This window comes from Pseudoalteromonas sp. Ld20, from assembly GCF_045064175.1.
GTDB classification, from domain to species: Bacteria; Pseudomonadota; Gammaproteobacteria; order Enterobacterales; family Alteromonadaceae; genus Pseudoalteromonas; species Pseudoalteromonas neustonica.
The window spans coordinates 1-1,799 of the sequence record NZ_JBISHB010000021.1 but is presented as its reverse complement, the minus strand read 5'-3'; the positions used below and the strand labels follow the sequence as shown (position 1 = coordinate 1,799).

Genomic DNA, 1,799 nt, shown 5'->3' with positions numbered 1-1,799 from the left:
TAGGTGAAGCGTACACAGAGAATTAAGTAGGCCACAGGGGATACGTGTCCCTGAAGTGCTGGCATCGCTCCGATAAATACAGTCTGACTGACGAGGTTTGTAACGCCACTGAAGTCCATGCAAAGCAACCGTAATGAGTGAGGTTGTGGCGAGTCAGCGGAGTTATTAAGCCGTGGCATGGTTAAAGAGATGCATTAGGAACTTGAGAGAGCCAAGGGTGTTCCGCAAGGACGCGGTAGGGAAGCTAAGCCAAAAGCAAGGCCAACGATGACCCTTTGGCAGTCAGACCAGCTCGTAGTAGTTTGAGACGGGAAAGCCGATCACATGGCGAAGGGGCTGGCAGTTATATCACGTGTTTAGCAGACACATAGGCCGGACAATGTAGGGCTGGAACCACTATGATAACCGAACTAAACGCGATCACATTTAAATCACAGCGACACCCCAAACACAGGTTTCAGAACTTATACGGATTACTAAGGGAAGATTGCTTGTATAAAAGTTGGGTTTCAGCTCAATAAGCAGGCTGCGGCCGGTATTGATGGCATTACCATGCCTGTTTATAAGCAGCAACTCATTAGCAACATTACTCGACTGAGCGATGCCCTTAAGCATAAGCGCTTTCGAGCCAATGACATCAAACGTGTCTTTATTCCCAAAGCAAATGGCAAACAGCGACCGCTGGGCTTGCCCACGGTGGATGATAAATTGGTGCAACAAGGCGTGAGCCAGATATTGCAAAGTATCTGGGAAGCGGACTTTCTGCCCAATAGCTATGGCTACCGACCGAATAAAAGCGCTCATCAAGCGGTGCACAGTTTAGCGTTGAACCTTCAGTTTAAAGGATACGGTTACATTGTGGAGGCTGACATTAAAGGCTTCTTCAACAACCTTGACCACGACTGGCTGATGAAGATGCTCAAACAACGCATTGATGACAAAGCCATGCTGAGTTTAATCAGCCAATGGCTTAAAGCCCGTATCAAATCACCGGAAGGGGTGTTTGAACACCCGAAAAGCGGTACACCGCAAGGGGGGATCATTAGCCCAGTACTGGCGAACATCTATTTGCACTACGCACTCGACTTATGGTTTGAAAAGAAAGTAAAACCTCGAATGCATGGTCGCGCGATGCTCATCCGGTATGCCGATGATTTTGTGTGTGCGTTTCAATACGCCAACGACGCAGAGCGATTTTACAAGGTGTTGCCAAAACGACTCAAGAGGTTCAACTTAGAGGTAGCAGAGGATAAAACCTCACTGCTGCGTTTCAGTCGATTTCATCCGAGTCGCAGACGGCAATTTGTGTTTCTTGGCTTTGCCTTTTACTGGGCAAAAGATGCGCAAGGAAAACCTCGACTTAGGCGGCGCACAGGGGCTGAAAAGCACCGCGCCAGCATGAGCGAGTTTTACCAATACATCAAAGCCAAACGGTCAACCAAGCTCAACACGTGGATGCCCCAACTGAAACGCAAACTGATGGGATACCGAAATTACTTTGGCCTGCCAGACAATAGCCGTAGCCTAGATAGACTGTACAGCTATGTGCTGCACAGCTTATATAAATGGCTGAATAGGCGAAGTGGAAGGCGCAGTTATAATTGGAGTAATTTCAAGAAGATGTTAATGTATTACGCAATAGAGCGGCCAAGAGTGAGTAAGCGATTTATTCATGTGGACGGGTACTAAGTACGTGGTGATTTACACGCGTGAATATATAACTGAAGAGCCGGATGCGGTAGTTCCGCACGTCCGGATCTGTGTGGGGTCGGCCCAGTAATGGGTCGCTCTACCACGAT

Annotated in this window: 1 protein-coding gene; it reads left to right on the top strand. The window is 48.1% G+C overall.

All coding sequences use genetic code 11. The annotated features are described in order from the left end of the window. Positions 1-552: 552 nt before the first annotated feature. The gene (gene ltrA / locus ACJJVX_RS00270) at positions 553-1,689 is read left to right on the top strand and encodes a group II intron reverse transcriptase/maturase (protein ID WP_405629491.1); all 1,137 of its coding nucleotides are present in this window, start codon (positions 553-555) and stop codon (positions 1,687-1,689) included. Positions 1,690-1,799: the final 110 nt, after the last annotated feature.

Coding starts and splice junctions, on each gene's coding strand:
- ltrA (WP_405629491.1), top strand. CDS start 553: ATGCCTGTTTATAAGCAGCAACTCATTAGCAACATTACTCGACTGAGC.